A 16,866-nucleotide genomic window follows, 5' to 3' on the forward strand; every position below is an offset into this window, starting at 1 on the left:
TACGAGGGCACCACCGCGATCCAGGCGCAGGACTTCTTCTTCCGCAAGATCATCCGCGACAAGGGCCAGGCGCTGGCCTACCTGTCCGGTGAGATCGACACCTTCGTGAAGAACGCGACCGGCAACGGCCGCCTGAAGGCCGAGCGCGCACTGCTGGCGACCGCCCTGGAGGACGTGCAGGGCATGGCCGCCACGTTGACCGGTTACCTGATGGCCTCGCAGGAGGATCCGTCCGCCATCTACAAGGTGGGCCTGGGTTCGGTGCGCTTCCTGATGAGCGTCGGCGACCTGGTCATCGGCTGGCTGCTGCAGCGTGAGGCCGCCGTGGCGATCGAGAAGCTCGACGCCGGCGCCACCGGTGCGGACAAGGCGTTCTACGAGGGCAAGATCGGCGCCGCGTCGTTCTTCGCCAAGAACTTCCTGCCGCTGCTGACCAGCACCCGCACGGTGCTCGACGCCATCGACAACGAAGTGATGGAACTGGACGAAGCAGCTTTCTGAGTCTCTGAGTTCCAAAGACCAAGGACCCCCGGCGATCCCGGGGGTCCTTGCGTTTGGTGGCGAAACTCGCGTACCCGGGGTAATCCGCGCTCGAATCGGCCCCGGTACGCGAGTTTCGCCGAGTCGTTCTGCTCACAGCAGCACCGCATGCGCGAATGCCGTTGCGCGCGGCAGTGTCTAACCCATGACCGAGAAACCACCCCTGTTCGGCCGGCAGCTACGCGAGGATCTGTACCGCAAGCGCGTCCTCGTGCTCGACGGCCCCCTCGACGACGACAACGGCGCCGTGCTGATGGCGCAACTGCTGACGCTGGCCTCCGATTCCGATGACGATGTCGCCCTGTGGATCCACTCCCCCGGCGGTTCGGTGCCGGCCATGCTCGCGATTCGCGATGTGATGCGGCTGATTCCCGCCGATGTGTCCACGCTGGCGCTCGGACTGGCCTGCAGCGCAGGACAATTCCTGCTGTCGTCCGGCACGCCGGGCAAGCGGTTCGCACTTCCGCACGCACGCATCCTGATGCACCAGGGGTCGGCGGGTATCGCCGGTTCCGCGGTCGAGGTGGAGGTGCAGGCCGACGATCTGCGGCACACCCGCGACACCGTGCTCGCCATCATCGCCGCGGATACCGGCCAGGACGTCGAGCGCATCTTCACCGACTCCCTGCACGATCGCTGGTTCACCGCCGAGCAGGCACGCAGCTACGGGTTCATCGACCACATCGTCGGCGAGTTCGGGCAGATCGCCCCGAACCGTAAGCAGCAGTTGGGAATTCACGCATGAGTGAGGCTCGCCGAACGAATCGACAGACGACATGCGGGACCCGAGCCTGCGAGGGAACCGCATGAGTACCTACACCATCCCCAATGTCATCGCGCGCACCCCCAGCGGCGAGCGCATCATGGACGTCTACTCGCACCTGCTCACCGAGCGCATCGTCTACCTGGGCACCGCCATCGATTCCGGCATCGCCAACGCCCTCATCGCCCAACTGCTGCATCTGGAGGCCGACAACCCGGAACAGGAGATCGGGCTCTACATCAACTCCGAGGGTGGCGATCTGTCGGCGATGCTCGCCGTCTACGACACCATGCGCTTCATCAAAGCCCCGGTGGCGACCACGTGCGTCGGGCAGGCCGTGGCGACCGGGGCCGTACTGCTGGCCGCCGGTGAGCCCGGGCGTCGTTCGGTGCTGCCGCACACCAGGGTGGTGCTGCACCAGCCGGCCGCCCAGGGCCGCGGCACCATCCCGGATCTGATCCTGCAGGCCGACGAGGTGGTCCGGATGCGCAATCAGCTGGAATCGATCCTGTCCCGGCACACCGGCCGCGGCGTCGAACAGCTCCGGCACGACACCGACCGCGACCGGGTGTTCGACGCCGAGGGCGCGGTGGCCTACGGCCTGGCCGACCGGGTGCTGGATCAGCGGGCCTAGGACCCGCCGCCTAGGCAGCCAGCAGCGTCACACCGCCGGTGCYCCCGTCGGGCAGGAGCGGAGCGACCCGGGAAGTCGCGGAAGTCGGGCGCCGGGTGAGATCGGCCGAGATGCCGCCGAGCAGCCGCCCGAGCTCGATGTTCAGCGCCCCGCACACGGCGGCGATCATCTCGCTGGACGGCTCCTTGCGGCCGCGCTCGATCTCGGAGAGGTACTGCGGTGACACCCCGGCACGGGCGGCGACGTCGACCAGCCGGTCACCGCGGCGCCGGCGGGTGTCGCGGAGCCGCCGGCCGAGGACTTCCCGCCACAAGGGCTCCGGCTCGCGCGACGGCCTGCGGTCCGGGTGGATGCGAATGATGTCGCCCATGCCAGCATCATGGCCGCAATCATCGGGCTGCGGCGCGTTGTTCACCATGGGCAGAAGACGTGTGGGCGGGTTCGGGAGGACTGTCGGTCTTTCGACCTCGAGGGCGTCCTCATATACCTTTCGGTATCTCGCGCGGCCGGAGTTTCACCTCGTCCCGGCTCTTTGGATGTGTCACTCCCGAACCCGTCGTGCGGTCGACTGTACGCCTGTGACGACAATCACACCAGAGGTTTTTCGGCGCCTTCCAGGTCGACGTCCAGCGCCCGCAACAACGCCCTCGTTCGGTCCCTGACCTCGGGCGACTTGTCGTAGACCACGCCCACATATTCGTGCACGCCGGCGGCGCGCAGCTCGTCGATACGGGCGGTCACGGTCTCCTCGTCCCCGATCAGCACGGCGTCTTCGGGCCCGGCGTAGCCCTCCCGGTCGAGCATGGCGCGGTAGGACGGCAGGTGCCCGTACATCGCGAACTGCTCGGCGGCCTGGCTGCGCGCGCCGTCGACGTCATCGGTGACGCTGATGGGCAGCGCGGCCACCACCCGGACCGAACGCCCTTCGGGGGCGGCCGCGGCCCGCAACGCCGGGCCGACATGTTCGGCCAGCGTTTTCGGCCCGGTCATCCAGGTCACGGTTCCCGCGGTGCGGCGCCCGGCAATTTTCAGCAGCTGCGGGCCCAGCGCGGCGATGTACACATCGGGTTGCGGTGCGCCGGGGATCTGCAGCGCGCCGCGGGTCGTGTAGATCTCGCCGGGCGCATCGGCGGGTTCGCCCGCCAGCAGCGGCAGCAGCCCGTCCAGATACTCGTTGAGCCGTCGCACCGACCGGTCCCACGGAATGCCCCACATGCCTTCGGTGACGGCCGCGTGCGTCATCCCCAATCCGAGGATGAAGCGACCTCCAGCGATCAGGTTGAGCGTCAGCGCGCGCTGCGCCAGCTGCATCGGATGTTGATTCTGGATCGGCACCACCCCGGTGCCGACCTCGATGGTGTCGACCTCACGCAGGGCCACCGCCAGCACGGTCAGCAGGTCCGGCTCGTACGGCATCTGGGTCATCCAGATCCGGCGGAAACCCTCGTCGCGCAACTTTGCGAATTCCGACACGACGCCGTCGACGAGGGACGTGCCGCCCGATCCGGACAGTGACCCGAGGATGCTGATCTGCATGCACCTCATGATGCCCGCCGAATCGTGACCGAAACCGAGACACGGCTGGGAAACTTCGGCCCGAACTGGTTCTCGTCGGTGATGGGGACCGGGATCATCGTCGTCGCGGGCGCGACGCTGCCGGTCCAGCCACCCGGGCTGCGGGTGTTCACCGACATCGTCTGGGTCTTCGCGGCGCTACTTCTGGTGGCGCTCCTCATCACGGTCACCGTGCAGTGGTTCCGCCACCCCACCGTCGCACGCGGGCATGCGCGCAATCCGCAGATGGCGCATTTCTACGGCGCCGCACCCATGGCGCTGCTGACCGTCGGGTCCGGCACCATGCTCGTCGGCAAGGATCTGATCGGCGAAAGCCTGGCCGTCGACATCAACTGGGTGCTGTGGTCGGCGGGCACCATCGGCGGTCTGTTCACCGCGATGACCATCCCGTACCTGATGTTCACCCAGCTCAACGTGGGCCCGGACGCCGCCTTCGGCGGTTGGCTGATGCCGGTGGTGCCGCCGATGGTGTCCGCTGCGTCGGGGGCGATGCTGATCCCGCACATGGCCCCGGGCACGGGACGGACGACCATGTTCTACGGCTGCCTGGCGATGTTCGGGCTGTCACTGATCGCCGCGCTGATCATCATCACGATGATCTGGAGCCGGCTGGCCCTGTACGGCACCTCCGGCACCGCGCGGGTCCCGACGCTGTGGATCGTGCTCGGTCCGCTGGGCCAATCGATCACGGTGGCCGGGCTGCTCGCCAACGAGGCGCACCTGGCCGTCGCACCGCAGCTCGCCGCCGGAATGGGGATCTTCGCGATCCTGTTCGGGGTGCCGGTCTGGGGTTTCTGCGTGCTGTGGATCGCCCTGGCCACCGCGCTCACGGTCCGCACCCTGCGGCGCGGGATGCCGTTCGCGTTGACCTGGTGGAGCCTGACGTTCCCGGTCGGGACATTCGTCACCGGGACCACCCAGCTGGCGGTGCACACCGGGCTGCCGGCGTTCGAGGTCGCCGCCTCGGCGGCCTACGCCGGCCTGCTGTGCACATGGGCCCTGGTCGCGGTGCGGACCGCGCGCGGCAGTCTGGCGGGCAGCCTGTTCGCGCCACCCGGAGCGGGGCCGGTCACCGCATCCAAGGACGTGGGCGAGAAATAGAGAAGCCCCGTGTTGCCGTCGGGTCGGGGGGTCAGACGGSAACACGGAGCTATCCCATGTATCGACGGTGCTCCGGCGAGCGTTACAGGAATCCGAAAAACTTTTTTCTGCAACTTTCCGGGCCGGGCCGAAACTGTATTCCAGCAGGGAAAACGCGAGTAGGCGCCGTCCGGAACACAGTTTCGGCGACGTGACTAGGCCTCCAGGATGGCCGTCACACCCTGCCCACCTGCGGCGCAGACCGAGATCAGGCCGCGCACCGGCTGCCCGGTCTCCTTCTTCTTCTCCGCCAGCTGCTTGGCCAGCTGCGCGACGATGCGCCCGCCGGTCGCGGCGAACGGGTGCCCGGCCGCCAGCGAGGAGCCGTTGACGTTGAGCTTGCTGCGGTCGATGGCACCCAGCGGGGCGTCCAGTCCGAGTCGGCCCTTGCAGTAGTCCGGTGACTCCCAGGCCGCCAGCGTGGCCAGCACCACGGAGGCGAATGCCTCGTGGATCTCGTAGAAGTCGAAGTCCTGCAGGGTCAGGCCGTTGCGGGCGAGCAGCCGCGGCACCGCGTAGGTCGGCGCCATCAGCAGCCCGTCCGGCCCGTTGACGTAATCGACCGCGGCGGTCTCCCCGTCGACGAAGTACGCCAGCACCGGGAGGTTGTGCTCGGCGGCCCACTCCTCGGTGGACAGCAGCGCCACCGATGCGCCATCGGTCAATGGCGTGGAGTTGCCCGCGGTCATCGTCGCGTCACCGTTGCGCACACCGAAGACAGGCTTGAGCTTGGCCAGCTTCTCCGGCGACGAATCGGCACGCAGATTGTTGTCGCGGTAGACGCCGAGGAAGGGGGTGACCAGGTCATCGAAGAACCCGCGGTCATAGGCGGCGGCCATGTTGCGGTGGCTGGCCGCGGCGAGCTCGTCCTGATCGACGCGCTTGATGCCCATCTCCTTGGCGGTGATGGCGGCATGCTCGCCCATCGACAGCCCGGTGCGGGGTTCGCCGTTGGTGGGGATCTCCACACCGAGGGCGGCGGGCAGCTTGCCGACCAGCTTGAGTCGATCGAGGTTGGACTTGGAGCGGCGCAGGCTGAGCAATACGCCGCGCAGGTCGTCGCCGAACGCGATGGGCGCATCCGAGGTGGTGTCCACGCCGCCGGCGGCAGCCACCTGGTAACGGCCGCGGGCGATCCCGTCGGCGGCGGCGATCGCCGACTGCAGGCCGGTGCCGCAGGCCTGCTGCAGGTCGATGCCCGGGGTGTAGGGCGACAGGGAGCTACCCAGCACGCTTTCGCGCATCAGGTTGAAATCGCGGCTGTGCTTGAGCACCGCGCCACCGATCACAGCGTCGAGCTTCTCGCCGCGCAATCCGAACCGTTCGGCGAGGCCGTCCAGGACGGCGGTGAACATGTCCTGGTTGGAGGCATTCGCGTAGGCGCCGTCGGAGCGCACGAAGGGGATCCGGTTTCCGCCGAGGACGGCGACGCGGCGGTCATTGGTTTCTGAAGGCATGCCCCAAGGTTACCCGCAAACCTTACTCTGGAGTAAGTTAGTACCCATGGCTTCCGACCTGTTCTCCCAAGTGGTCAATTCCGGGCCCGGATCATTCCTGGCCAAACAACTCGGCGTTCCGCAGCCCGAAGAGCTGCGCCGCTACCGCGCCGGCCAGCCGCCGCTCGCCGGATCGCTGCTGATCGGCGGGGAGGGCCGGGTGGTCGAACCGCTGCGCGCCGCCCTCTCCGACGACTACGACGTCGTCTCCGACAACATCGGCGGGCGGTGGGCCGACTCGTTCGGCGGGCTGGTGTTCGACGCCACCGGTATCACCGAACCCTCCGGGCTCAAGGAGCTCTACAAGTTCTTCACCCCGGTACTTCGCAACCTCGGCGCCTCGGGCCGGGTGGTCGTCATCGGCACCACCCCGTCGGGCACCGGCACGGCGCACGAGCACATCGTGCAGCGCGCCCTGGAGGGGTTCACCCGATCACTGGGTAAGGAACTGCGTCGCGGCGCGACGGTCTCACTGGTGTACCTGGCCGACGACGCCGACGCGGGCGCCTCCGGCCTGGAATCGACGCTGCGTTTCATCCTGTCCGGCAAGTCCGCGTTCGTCGACGGGCAGGTCTTCCGGGTCGGTGCCGCCGCGTCGCAGGCGCCTGCGGACTGGGACAAGCCACTGGCAGGCAAGGTCGCCGTGGTGACCGGCGCCGCCCGCGGTATCGGCGCGACCATCGCCGAGGTCTTCGCCCGCGACGGCGCCGCGGTGGTCGCCGTCGACGTACCGGCCGCCGAGGAGGCGCTGAAGGAGACCGCCGAGAAGGTGGGCGGCACGGCGCTCGCGCTGGACGTCACCGCGCCCGACGCGGTGGACCAGATCGTCGCGCATCTCACCGAGCACCATGGCGGCAAGGTCGACGTCCTGGTCAACAACGCCGGTATCACCCGCGACAAGCTGCTCGCCAACATGGACGAGCCGCGTTGGGATTCGGTGGTCGCGGTGAATCTTCTTGCGCCGCTGAATCTCACCGAGGGCCTGGTCGCCGCCGGTGTGCTCGGCGAGGGCGGCCGGGTGGTCGGCCTGTCGTCGATGGCCGGTATCGCGGGCAACCGTGGCCAGACCAACTACGCGGCGACCAAGGCCGGCATGATCGGCATCGTCGAAGCCCTGAGCCCGTCCCTGGGCGAGAAGGGCATCACCATCAACGCCGTGGCTCCCGGGTTCATCGAGACCAAGATGACCGAGGCCATCCCGCTGGCCACCCGCGAGGTGGGCCGCCGGCTGAACTCGCTGTTCCAGGGCGGCCAGCCCGTCGACGTCGCCGAGACCATCGCCTACTTCGCGAGCCCGGCGTCGAATGCGGTCACCGGCAACACCATTCGGGTCTGCGGCCAAGCCCTGCTGGGGGCGTGATGAGCGCTTGCGCGAAGAACAAAGGACACCGGTATGTCGCAACCTAACGGTCTCGTCAACATGGCACGGGCCGTCGCCGGCGCGCTGCCGTTCGTACCGCGTGCCGGTGGCCTGCCCGACCGCACCGTCCACGTCCCCGAACTCCGGATCGACCCGGCCAACGTCGCCGCGTACGCGAACGTCACCGGGCTGCGCTTCGACAATGCCGTGCCGCTGACCTACCCGTTCGCGCTGACCTTCCCGACCATGATGTCGCTGGCCACATCGTTCGATTTCCCTTTTGCGGCAATGGGTTCGGTGCACACCGAGAACCACATCACCCAGTACCGGCCGATCACCGTCAGCGATGCGCTGGACGTGTCGGTGCACGCGGAGAACCTGCGCGAGCACCGCAAGGGCCTGCTGGTGGATCTGGTGACCAGCATCAAGATCGGCAACGATCTGGCCTGGGAGCAGACCACCACCTTCCTGCACCAGCAGCGCACCAGCCTGTCCGGCGAGCCGCGGCCCGAGCCGCCCAAGCAGAAGAAGCTGCCACCGCCGAACGCGGTGCTGAGCATCTCGGCGGGCCAGATCCGCTCCTATGCCTCGATCGGCGGTGACCACAACCCGATCCACACCAGCTCACTGGGCGCCAAGCTGTTCGGGTTCCCCACCGCCATCGCGCACGGGATGTTCAGCGCAGCAGCCGTGCTCGCCAATATCGAGGGCCGGCTGCCCGATGCGGTGAAGTACTCGGTGCGCTTCGGCAAGCCGGTGCTGCTGCCGGCGCGCGCCGGGCTCTACGTGGACGCCACCGACAATGGTTGGGAGTTGGCGCTTCGGCACCTGTCGAAGGGCTACCCGCATCTGACGGCATCGGTGACCGGGCTGTCCTAACCCTTGTCGGTCGGCTTACCCTTCAGGCCGCGCCAGAACAGGTTGATCATCAGTTCGGTGGCGTCGTGCACGCCGGCGTCACCGGTGCTGACCCGGTCCGCGATGGCCTCGCCGGCACCCACCAGCGCAACGGCCATCATGTTGAAATCGGCGTCCGGCTCCGGGTTTCGGGTACCGGACTGCAACAGCCTGCCGACCAGATCGATGATCCGTTCCCGACCCTCACGCACGGTGTGCGCGAACGCCTGCGAACTGGTCGCCTGGCTGTAAAGCACGATCCACGACGCGCGGTTGCTGTCGATATAACCGAGGAACGCGCCAACGGCGTTGCTCAGCATGTCCTTTGGGCTTTGCGTGAAGTCGATCTTGCCGCGCACCTCGTCGACGAATCGGTTCAGTTCACGGTCCAGGCACGCCCCGAAGAGATCTTCCTTGGAGCCGTAATAGAGGTAGAGCATCGGTTTGGAAATCTGCGCCTCGGCGGCGATGGCATCCATCGACGTCTCGTGATAGCCGTTGATGGAGAACATCTGCACGGCAGCGTCGAGCATCTGCTGCTCGCGCACCGCGCGCGGCAACCGCTTGGTTCCACCGGCCATCGGCTCAGAGTACGGGTGATCAGCGGCCGCAGTTGGGGTTAGGCCCCTTGGAGGCCGCCACCCGCTGCACCGACGCATCCACCGCGGCCTGGGACAGCTCGCCGGCGGCGACCGCCTGCTCGAGGCGGTCCAGGACGGCGGGAACCTCGGCGGTGGTGATCCACAGCGCGACATCGGCGCCGGCCTGCAAGGACTTCAGCACCGCCGCCGCGACTCCGTACTGCTGGTTGATCGCGGCCATGCTGGACAGGTCGTCGGTGTAGACGAGGCCACCGAAACCGAACTCGGTGCGCAGCAGGTTGTAGGCCGCGGGACTCAGGCTGGCCTGCTCGCCGCCGGTCAGCCCGGGCACCTGCATGTGGCCCACCATCACCGCCACCGGCGGCTGGGCAGTCAACGTGCGGTACGGGACCAGGTCGTCGTTCTGCAGTTCGGCCAGCGGCGGGGTGGACACGGCACCGGTGTGCGAGTCACCCGAGGCGCGCCCGTGGCCGGGAAAATGCTTGAGCACCGGCAGCACGCCGGCGTCGCGCAGGCCGCGCGCATAGGCGCCGGCGTACTCGGTCACCGTCTCCGGATCGTCCCCGAACGAGCGGTCACCGATCGCGGCGCTCTCACCGGTCACGTCGACGACCGGCGCGAAATCCACGGTGATGCCCAGGCCGCGCATGGCCCGGCCGCGCTCGAGCGCGATCCCGTACACCTCGTCGGGGGTCTTGGTCTGGGCCAGCTCCCGTGCCGAGGGCTGGCTGCCGATCACACCGGCCAGCCGGGACACCCGGCCGCCCTCTTCGTCGACGCTGACGGCCAGCGACAGCGGGCCCGAGTTCGCCGCGATGTCGGCCAGTGGCGCACCGAGCATCGACTTGTCGGTCCAGCTGCCGATCATGATGCCGCCGACATGCTGGTCGGCGACCACCGCGCGGGCGTCGGCGGCGTTGCTGACACCGACCATCAGCAGCTGGGCGAGCTTGTCGCGCGTCGACAGGGTGGCGATATCGCAGGAGCCGGGCGCCGGTGCGGCCGGCAGCGGCTGATCGAAGGAGGCGTTGCTCGGCACGGGCGCGCCGCTGCTCGCCGGGGCCGGCGGGGCGGCCGCCTCCTGCGGTTCGGCGGGCGAGCAGGCCAGCAGGAGACCGGACAGCGCGGTCAGGGCACAGAGTGCGCGCGACATCGACATGGGTCTCGAGACTAGCGGTCCGTGCTCGATCGGCAGCCGTTCACCAGACCTGCAGTGCGCACGGGACCCCGTGGGACTGCAGCCAGCTGCGCTCGCCGACGGCCATGATCGTGTCGGCTGCGGCACACACCGCGTCGAGCAGGTCGGCGTCCGGACCGACGCCCAGTGCGGCCCGCAGCGCCGGCAGGTCCTCGGGGTCCACCGACACGTGATATTCGTATCCGTCCAGGTAGGCGCGGTCGAACCCGGCGAACACCACGGCGCCGGTGGGCCCGAGGCTCACCCACACGGTGCACGTCGCCGAGCGCCAGAACTCCCGCTCCGCCGAAGTCACCCCACCATTCTGACGTGCTAGGTTGGCGGGCATGGAACGGTTCGTCGTGCCCGCTGCGGCCAGCGTTGTGGTCGGCCTGCTGTTGGGCGCGGCGGCGATCTTCGGCGTGACGCTGATGGTCCAGCAGGACACCAAGCCACCGGTGCAATCGGGAGACCCGGCGTCCTCGGTGCTCAACCGCGTTGAATACGGCGACCGGGCCTGACCCGGGCGCGCCGGCAGCCGGAGTTCGGAATCAACTGTCGCGGCGTTGGCTGTGGCTGGTCGGCACCGCATTTCTGATACTGGCGTTCATCCAGTCGCCGGGCCGCATCTCTCCTGACACCAAACTCGATCTCACCGCCAACCCGCTGCGGTTCCTCGCACGTGCCGCCGATCTGTGGAACAGCGACCTGTCGTTCGGGCAGGCCCAGAACCAGGCCTACGGCTACCTGTTTCCGCACGGCGCGTTCTTCCTGGCCGGCGATGTGCTGGGCGTGCCGGGCTGGGTGACCCAACGGTTGTGGTGGGCGCTGCTGCTCACCGTCGGGTTCTGGGGCCTGCTGCGGGTGGCCGAGGCGCTGGGGATCGGCACCACCAGCGCGCGGATCATCGCCGCGACGGCGTTCGCCCTGTCCCCGCGGGTGCTGACCACCCTGGGCGCCATCTCCTCGGAGACGCTGCCGATGATGCTGGCGCCGTGGGTACTGCTGCCCGTGATCTACGCCATGCGAGGCGACGACCGGATCCGGTTGCTGGCCGCGCGTTCGGCAGCGGCCGTGGCGCTGATGGGCGCGGTCAACGCCGTCGCCACCCTGACCGGCTGCCTGGCCGCCGTCATCTGGTGGGCGGCGCACCGCCCGAACCGGCAGTGGTGGCGGTTCACCGCATGGTGGGCGCTGTGCACGGCGTTGGCCATCACCTGGTGGTCGGTCGCGCTGGTGATGCTGGGCCGCATCAGTCCGCCGTTCCTGGATTACATCGAGTCCTCCGGGGTCACCACTCGCTGGCTCTCGCTGACCGAGGTGCTGCGCGGCACGGACAGCTGGACGCCGTTCGTCGCGCCCACCGCCACCGCAGGTTCGACGCTGGTCACCAGTTCGGTCGCGGTGCTGGCCACCACCCTGGTCGCGRCGGCCGGGCTGGCCGGCCTGGCGATGCGCACCATGCCGGCCCGGGGCCGGCTCATCGCGATCCTCTTCGTCGGCATCACCCTGCTGGCCGTCGGTTACTCGGGCGGGCTGGGTTCCCCGATCGCCACGCAGGTGCAGTTGTTCCTCGACGCCGACGGCACCCCGCTGCGCAACGTGCACAAGCTGGAACCGTTGATCCGGCTGCCTCTGGCGCTGGGCCTGGCGCATCTGCTGGGCCGGATACCCCTGCCCGGCACCGTGTCCCGGCCCAGCTGGGTGCGCGCGTTCGCCTACCCCGAACGTGACAGGCGGGTCGCCGTCGGCCTGGTCATCCTGACCGCGCTGGCTGCGGGCACCTCACTGGCCTGGACCGGCCGGCTGACCCCGCCGGGGAGCTTCGAGGCGATCCCCGGCTACTGGCACGACACCGCGGACTGGCTCGATGAGCACAACACCGACCGCGGACGGGTGCTCGTCGCGCCGGGCGCCCCCTTCGCGACCCAGGTGTGGGGCAACAGCCATGACGAGCCACTGCAGGTGCTGGGCAGCAACCCCTGGGGTGTGCGCGACTCGATCCCGCTGACCCCACCGGAGACCATTCGGGCGCTCGACTCGGTGCAGCGGCTGTTCGCCGCCGGGCAACCCTCGGCCGGCCTGGCGGACACGCTTTCCCAGCAAGGTATTTCGTTTGTGGTGGTGCGCAACGACCTGGATCCGGACGCCTCACGGTCCGCACGCCCGATCCTGGTGCACCGTGCCATCGACGGGTCGCCCGGCCTGACCAGGGTGGCGGAATTCGGTGATCCGGTGGGGCCGGGAACCCTGGAGGGGTTCGTCACCGACAGCGGCCTGCGTCCCCGCTACCCGGCGATCGAGATCTACCGCGTCGACGACGCCCGGCCCGCGCCGTATCTGACCGACCTGGATGCGATGGCCCGCGTCGACGGCGGCCCGGAAGCCTTGTTGCGCCTTGCCGAACGACGCCGACTGATCGGGCGTGAACCCCTCGGGCCGATGCTGCTGACCGCCGACGCACAGCGTGCCGGTGTCGGCGCCCCGCTGGTGACGGTGACCGACACGCCACTGGCCCGCGAAACCGATTACGGCCGGGTGGACAACCATTCCTCGGCGGTGCGCACCCCCGACGAGCGGCGGCAGACCTTCAACCGGGTGATGGACTATCCGGCCGGCACCGACCCGCTCTATGCGAGGTGGACCGGCGGCAATATCAGCGTCTCCAGCTCTGCGGCGGATTCGACTGCGCTACCCAATGTTTCGCCGTCCTCCGGGCCGGCCGCGGCCATCGATGCCGATTCCTCGACAAGTTGGGTGTCCAACTCGCTGCAGACCGCGCTGGGCCAGTGGATGCAGGTCGACTTCGACCATCCGGTGACCAACGCCGCGGTCACCATCACCCCCAGCGCCACCGCTGTCGGCGCGCAGGTCCGCCGCATCGAGGTGTCCACGATCAACGGCACCACCACCCTGCGATTCGACGAGCCCGGTAAACCGCTGTCCGCGGCGCTGCCGTTCGGTGAGACGCCGTGGATGCGGATCACCGCCGTCGGCACCGACGACGGCTCACCCGGCGTGCAGTTCGGCATCACCGATCTGTCCGTGACCCAGTACGACGCATCGGGTTTCGCCCATCCGGTCACGCTGCGGCGCACCGTGGACGTGCCGGGTCCGCCCGCGGGATCGGCGGTCGCGCAATGGGATCTCGGCTCCGAGCTGCTGGGCCGGCCGGGCTGCGCGGAAGCACCCGACGGCACCCTCTGTGCGGCCACCATGGCGATCGCCCCCGAGGAGGCGGTGAACATGAGCCGCACCCTGACGGTGCCGGAGCCCACCGCGGTCACCCCGACGGTGTGGGTGCGGGCGCGGCAGGGTCCACGGCTGGCCGATCTGATCAGCGAGCCCGGAAACACCCGCGCGACCGGCGATTCGGATCTGATCGACGTACTCGGCTCGGCCTACGCCGCCACCGACGGCGATGTGCGCACCGCGTGGACGGCACCGCAGAACAATGTGCAGCTCAAGAAGCCGCCGACGCTGACGGTGAAACTGCCCGAGCCCACCGAGGTTTCCGCGCTGACCCTGACACCGAGTGCCACGGTGCTGCCGGCACATCCGACGATGGTCGCCATCGACCTGGGCGCCGGCCCGCAGGTCCGCCGCCTCGACGGCGACGGGCCCCAGACGTTCGACCTGTTCCCCGCGGTGACCGATACGGTGCAGGTGTCGATCCTGGACTGGACCGATGTGATCGACCGCACCGCACTGGGTTTCGATCAGCTCAAGCCCACTGGCCTGGCCGAGGTGACCGTCCTGGACGGCGCGGGCAAGCCGATTGCGGCGGCCGACCCGGCCGACGGGGGCCGCCCGATCACGTTGCCGTGCGGCAGGGGGCCGATCATCGGTGTGGCCGGGCAGTTCATCCAGACCTCGGTGGCCACCACCGTCGGTGCGCTGCTGAACAACGAGCCCATCGCGGCGAAGCCCTGCCAGACCGAGCCCGTCACGCTGCCTGCGGGACAGCAGGAACTGGTGGTCAGCCCGGGCGAGGCATTCGTGGTCGACGGCGTCCAGCTGGACACCCCGCGCGCCGGTGAACTGCGCCCGGCACCGATCGTCGACGCGCCCACCGGCAAGTGGACCTCCGATCACCGCGAGGTGGAGGTGGAYGCGGTGGATCACGACCGGGTGATCGTGGTGCCCGAGAGCGTGAATCCCGGCTGGGTCGCCCACAGCCAGGACGGCACGGCACTACGCGCCATCACCGTCAACGGGTGGCAGCAGGGCTGGGTGGTCCCCGCAGGCACCAGCGGCACGCTGACGCTGACCTTCCCCTCCAACCTGACCTACCGGATCGGGCTCTTCGGCGGGCTGGCGCTGCTCCCGATACTGGCTTTGCTTGCGCTGCTGCCGGTCCGGCGTGAGAGTACCGGCGAGTCGGTGCAGCCGTGGGTGCCCGCGCCGTGGCTGTCGGGCGCCGCGGTCCTCGCGGTGGGCGCGCTGATCAGCGGGGTCGCCGGGATCGCGGTGGTAGCGGCGGCGATCGGCGTGCGGTACCTGCTGGCGGGACGGGCCTGGTCGGAGAGGATCACCGTCGGGGTGTCCGCCGGTGGGCTGATCGCCGCCGGCGCGGCCCTGTCCCGTGGTCCGTGGCGCTCGGTGGACGGGTACCTCGGCCATTCGGTCGGCGTGCAGTTCCTCGCGCTGTTGTCGGTGGCGATGCTCGCGGCGTCGACGATTGCTATAGATCGAGCACGAGACGCGAAGTGAGCGAACGGGATACGCAGGTCAACATCGAGGTCTCACGCTCTTCGGCGGTGAGCCTGTTCTCGCGGTGCTCGGGTGTGCCGGCCAGCACCCCGACGCGGCAGGTACCGCAGAAACCCTGGCGACACGAGTAGGCGGTGTCGGGGCGGTGCCGTACCAGCGCGTCGAGCACCGATTCGTCGGCGGCCACCGGCAGCACCTCACCGCTGCCGGCCAGTTCGATCTCGAACGCCGTGCCGTCGCGCACCGGCGGAGCGCTGAAACGCTCGAAATGCAGTGCCGCGGCGCCGGATCCGTCGAAGTTCTGGCGCACCGTCTCGATCATCGGCGGCGGCCCGCACACGTAGACCGCCCCGCCGGCGGGTGCGTGACCCAGCAGGTCCTCGACGGTCGGCAGTCCGTGTTCGTCATCGAACCGGATGGTCACCCGGGACGGGTCCCAGGAGGCGATCTCGCCGAGGAACGGAATGCTCTCCGCGCTGCGCCCGCAGTACACGAAATGCCAATCGGTGCCCAGCCGTTGGGCCGCGAGCACCATCGGCAGCACCGGAGTGATGCCGATACCACCGGCGATGTAGAGCGCCCGGTCGTAGGGAATGAACGGGAAACCGTTGCGCGGGCTACGCACGCTGACCGAATCCCCCACCGACAGCGCATGCATCTCCAGTGATCCGCCACCACCGCCGGGGATCCGGCGCACCGCGATCCGGTACTGCGACCGGTCCTGCGGGTCACCGCACAGCGAGTACTGCCGGCGCCGCCCGGACGGCAGGTGCAGATCGAGGTGACTGCCGGGCTGCCACGCGGGCAGCGTGGCGCCGTCGGGCGCGGCGAAGGTCAGTGCGACCACGTCGTTGTCCTGGGCGACGACGGTGCGTCCGGTCACCTGCAGCGTGAGCGCGGCGTCAGCGCCGCGAAGGGCACGTTCGTCGCCGTAGTCGGCCTGGGTGACGCGCCCCAGCCAGAACCGTTCCAGAAGCGACACAACAAAATTCGTCGCCCGGTCGTCGAGCGGTGTGCCCAGCGGCGGTGCGGGACGCTTCACCGCGCCGCGGCCCGCGCGGCGGGCGAGGAGGCCAGGTAGGCGACGGCCTGGGCGGTATCCCCGACATCGCCGGGGTGATCCCGCGGCGAGAAGTACTGCATCCCACGCCATGCGGTGTGCGTGATCGACGGGGTGACGCCGCGGCGTCCGGAACGGATCAGGCCGCGCCAGATTGCTTTTCGCTTGCGCCGCGACATCGTCAGGTACGGGTCGACCCGCATCAGGTACCGGGTGGCCTGCCACAACAAGTACAACAACATCGGGCCTGCCACGACCTGCGCCCAGGCGCGCCGCGCGTAGTTGCGGTCGAAATAGCGCAGCACGTCGTGGGACACCATGCGGTGCTCGACCTCTTCGGCGCCGTGCCAGCGCAGCAGGTCGACGATCGTCGGGTGCGCCGTCTGGCCGTTGAGCCGTTTGGCGTTGAGCACCCAGTCGCCCAGGAACGAGAAGATGTGTTCCAGCGCGGCCATCACGGCCAGCCGCTCCACCAGATAGTTGTGCGCCTTGGCGCCGGTGGCGTCGCGCGGGCCCAGGAGGCTGCCGAACACCCAGTGCGCGCGGTCGAGCACCGGGGCCGGGTCGATGCCGTGCCGCTCCAGGTACTCGTTGATGCCGGAGTGGGCGTTGGCGTGCATGGCCTCCTGGCCCATGAAGCCGATGACGTCCTCGCGGAGTTTCTCGTCCTCGATGTGCGGCAACGCCTCTTTGAGGATCGAGACGAACCACTCCTCACCGGCGGGCAGCAGCAGGCTCAGCCCGTTGTACAGGTGCGATGCGTACGGGTCGTCGTACACACACTGCGCAGGCACGTCGGTGAGATCGAACTGCACCGCACGTGCGTGCAGCGCGATCGCCGCACCGTCCGGGGTGTCCGTGTCCAACTTCTCCATCGGCAAAACGGTACCCCGGGTACCGGGTAGATGT

Annotated in this window: 16 protein-coding genes; 8 read left to right on the forward strand and 8 right to left on the reverse strand. The window is 69.1% G+C overall.

Going from position 1 to position 16,866, the window contains the following annotated elements; all coding sequences use genetic code 11:
• The 3 genes from AC1DTF_RS20840 to AC1DTF_RS20850 form a co-directional block, all read left to right on the forward strand.
• The coding region (locus AC1DTF_RS20840) for an acyl-CoA dehydrogenase C-terminal domain-containing protein (protein WP_477475438.1) at nucleotides 1-501 on the forward strand (501 nt) is incomplete at its 5' end.
• A gap of 184 nt (nucleotides 502-685) precedes the next feature.
• A complete protein-coding gene (locus tag AC1DTF_RS20845; RefSeq protein WP_477475439.1) occupies nucleotides 686-1,285 on the forward strand; it encodes a ClpP family protease in 600 nt (199 codons plus the stop codon).
• A gap of 61 nt (nucleotides 1,286-1,346) precedes the next feature.
• On the forward strand, nucleotides 1,347-1,937 hold the full coding sequence (locus AC1DTF_RS20850; protein ID WP_477475440.1) for a ClpP family protease: 591 nt from the start codon (nucleotides 1,347-1,349) through the stop codon (nucleotides 1,935-1,937).
• Nucleotides 1,938-1,947: 10 nt separating this feature from the next.
• Here the strand turns inward: AC1DTF_RS20850 and AC1DTF_RS20855 are convergent, their stop codons facing one another.
• Together AC1DTF_RS20855 and AC1DTF_RS20860 are read right to left on the reverse strand one after the other, a co-directional pair.
• Complete coding sequence (locus AC1DTF_RS20855; protein WP_477475441.1) at nucleotides 1,948-2,307, reverse strand: helix-turn-helix domain-containing protein; 360 nt, start codon at nucleotides 2,305-2,307, stop codon at nucleotides 1,948-1,950.
• A gap of 218 nt (nucleotides 2,308-2,525) precedes the next feature.
• A complete protein-coding gene (locus tag AC1DTF_RS20860) occupies nucleotides 2,526-3,482 on the reverse strand; it encodes a TIGR03564 family F420-dependent LLM class oxidoreductase (protein ID WP_477475442.1) in 957 nt (318 codons plus the stop codon).
• Between the two features lie 72 nt (nucleotides 3,483-3,554).
• Between AC1DTF_RS20860 and AC1DTF_RS20865 the strand changes: the two genes are divergently transcribed.
• Complete coding sequence (locus AC1DTF_RS20865; RefSeq protein WP_477475464.1) at nucleotides 3,555-4,613, forward strand: TDT family transporter; 1,059 nt, start codon at nucleotides 3,555-3,557, stop codon at nucleotides 4,611-4,613.
• A gap of 194 nt (nucleotides 4,614-4,807) precedes the next feature.
• Here AC1DTF_RS20865 and AC1DTF_RS20870 read toward each other — a convergent pair whose 3' ends face one another.
• Nucleotides 4,808-6,109 carry an acetyl-CoA C-acetyltransferase gene (locus AC1DTF_RS20870; RefSeq protein ID WP_057169892.1) on the reverse strand — a complete coding sequence of 434 codons (1,302 nt, stop codon included), beginning with the start codon at nucleotides 6,107-6,109 and terminating at the stop codon, nucleotides 4,808-4,810.
• 46 nt (nucleotides 6,110-6,155) lie between these two features.
• Between AC1DTF_RS20870 and AC1DTF_RS20875 the strand changes: the two genes are divergently transcribed.
• Entirely contained in the window at nucleotides 6,156-7,508 is a 1,353-nt protein-coding gene (locus AC1DTF_RS20875; RefSeq protein WP_477475443.1) for a 3-oxoacyl-ACP reductase, read from the forward strand.
• A 33-nt stretch (nucleotides 7,509-7,541) separates the two neighbouring features.
• Nucleotides 7,542-8,387, forward strand: coding sequence for a MaoC/PaaZ C-terminal domain-containing protein (locus tag AC1DTF_RS20880; RefSeq protein WP_057169894.1), 846 nt, complete (start codon nucleotides 7,542-7,544; stop codon nucleotides 8,385-8,387).
• Here AC1DTF_RS20880 and AC1DTF_RS20885 read toward each other — a convergent pair.
• Genes AC1DTF_RS20885 through AC1DTF_RS20895 form a run of 3 tightly spaced genes read right to left on the reverse strand, consistent with a single transcriptional unit; the run spans nucleotide 8,384 to nucleotide 10,500 of the window.
• On the reverse strand, nucleotides 8,384-8,986 hold the full coding sequence (locus tag AC1DTF_RS20885) for a TetR/AcrR family transcriptional regulator (protein ID WP_057169895.1): 603 nt from the start codon (nucleotides 8,984-8,986) through the stop codon (nucleotides 8,384-8,386). The two genes, AC1DTF_RS20880 and AC1DTF_RS20885, sit on opposite strands and share 4 nt — an antisense overlap.
• Before the next feature lie 19 nt (nucleotides 8,987-9,005).
• Nucleotides 9,006-10,166, reverse strand: coding sequence for a glycoside hydrolase family 3 N-terminal domain-containing protein (locus tag AC1DTF_RS20890; RefSeq protein ID WP_477475444.1), 1,161 nt, complete (start codon nucleotides 10,164-10,166; stop codon nucleotides 9,006-9,008).
• Between the two features lie 40 nt (nucleotides 10,167-10,206).
• A complete protein-coding gene (locus AC1DTF_RS20895; protein WP_477475445.1) occupies nucleotides 10,207-10,500 on the reverse strand; it encodes a hypothetical protein in 294 nt (97 codons plus the stop codon).
• Nucleotides 10,501-10,531: 31 nt separating this feature from the next.
• On the opposite strand from AC1DTF_RS20895, the gene AC1DTF_RS20900 reads away from it, so the two are divergent.
• Nucleotides 10,532-10,705: a DUF2613 domain-containing protein gene (locus tag AC1DTF_RS20900; RefSeq protein WP_082614413.1), complete on the forward strand. Its 174-nt coding sequence runs from the start codon at nucleotides 10,532-10,534 to the stop codon at nucleotides 10,703-10,705.
• Nucleotides 10,706-10,739: 34 nt separating this feature from the next.
• The gene (locus tag AC1DTF_RS20905) at nucleotides 10,740-14,897 is read left to right on the forward strand and encodes an alpha-(1->3)-arabinofuranosyltransferase (protein ID WP_477475465.1); all 4,158 of its coding nucleotides are present in this window, start codon (nucleotides 10,740-10,742) and stop codon (nucleotides 14,895-14,897) included.
• Here AC1DTF_RS20905 and AC1DTF_RS20910 read toward each other — a convergent pair.
• The gene (locus AC1DTF_RS20910) at nucleotides 14,869-15,939 is read right to left on the reverse strand and encodes a PDR/VanB family oxidoreductase (protein WP_477475446.1); all 1,071 of its coding nucleotides are present in this window, start codon (nucleotides 15,937-15,939) and stop codon (nucleotides 14,869-14,871) included. The two genes, AC1DTF_RS20905 and AC1DTF_RS20910, sit on opposite strands and share 29 nt — an antisense overlap.
• Nucleotides 15,936-16,832 carry a metal-dependent hydrolase gene (locus tag AC1DTF_RS20915; RefSeq protein WP_477475447.1) on the reverse strand — a complete coding sequence of 299 codons (897 nt, stop codon included), beginning with the start codon at nucleotides 16,830-16,832 and terminating at the stop codon, nucleotides 15,936-15,938. Before AC1DTF_RS20915 ends, AC1DTF_RS20910 begins: the two co-directional genes overlap by 4 nt.
• Between the last annotated feature and the right edge of the window lie 34 nt (nucleotides 16,833-16,866).

This window comes from Mycobacterium sp. P4_H6, from assembly GCF_056400845.1.

Coding starts and splice junctions, on each gene's coding strand:
- AC1DTF_RS20890 (WP_477475444.1), bottom strand. CDS start 10,166: ATGTCGATGTCGCGCGCACTCTGTGCCCTGACCGCGCTGTCCGGTCTC.
- AC1DTF_RS20900 (WP_082614413.1), top strand. CDS start 10,532: ATGGAACGGTTCGTCGTGCCCGCTGCGGCCAGCGTTGTGGTCGGCCTG.
- AC1DTF_RS20875 (WP_477475443.1), top strand. CDS start 6,156: ATGGCTTCCGACCTGTTCTCCCAAGTGGTCAATTCCGGGCCCGGATCA.
- AC1DTF_RS20870 (WP_057169892.1), bottom strand. CDS start 6,109: ATGCCTTCAGAAACCAATGACCGCCGCGTCGCCGTCCTCGGCGGAAAC.
- AC1DTF_RS20915 (WP_477475447.1), bottom strand. CDS start 16,832: ATGGAGAAGTTGGACACGGACACCCCGGACGGTGCGGCGATCGCGCTG.
- AC1DTF_RS20865 (WP_477475464.1), top strand. CDS start 3,555: ATGGGGACCGGGATCATCGTCGTCGCGGGCGCGACGCTGCCGGTCCAG.
- AC1DTF_RS20845 (WP_477475439.1), top strand. CDS start 686: ATGACCGAGAAACCACCCCTGTTCGGCCGGCAGCTACGCGAGGATCTG.
- AC1DTF_RS20850 (WP_477475440.1), top strand. CDS start 1,347: ATGAGTACCTACACCATCCCCAATGTCATCGCGCGCACCCCCAGCGGC.
- AC1DTF_RS20880 (WP_057169894.1), top strand. CDS start 7,542: ATGTCGCAACCTAACGGTCTCGTCAACATGGCACGGGCCGTCGCCGGC.
- AC1DTF_RS20885 (WP_057169895.1), bottom strand. CDS start 8,986: ATGGCCGGTGGAACCAAGCGGTTGCCGCGCGCGGTGCGCGAGCAGCAG.
- AC1DTF_RS20860 (WP_477475442.1), bottom strand. CDS start 3,482: ATGAGGTGCATGCAGATCAGCATCCTCGGGTCACTGTCCGGATCGGGC.